Annotated in this window: 1 protein-coding gene; it reads right to left on the bottom strand. The window is 35.8% G+C overall.

From position 1 onward, the window contains the following. Window positions 1-178 (bottom strand): response regulator (locus tag V6260_RS19290; protein WP_341595626.1); only part of this gene is annotated, 178 nt, incomplete at its 3' end. Window positions 179-212: the final 34 nt, after the last annotated feature.

Genomic DNA, 212 nt, shown 5'->3' on the forward strand with positions numbered 1-212 from the left:
TCATTGCTCCCATTAGTACGTCACTTACAACTAAAGAAAACATTTCTTTTTTAAGAAGTAACATACCTTCCTCGGCACAAGCAGCAGAAACACATTCAATACCTGACAGTTCTAAGGTGTCAATTAATGCTTCACGAAGCCCTGAGTCGTCTTCTACAACTAAAATAGTGTTACTCATAATGATTCCTCTAAATTTTATGCCTGTCTAATTT

It is taken from the genome of Pseudoalteromonas aliena (genome assembly GCF_038155085.1).
In the GTDB taxonomy this organism is placed as follows: domain Bacteria; phylum Pseudomonadota; class Gammaproteobacteria; order Enterobacterales; family Alteromonadaceae; genus Pseudoalteromonas; species Pseudoalteromonas aliena_A.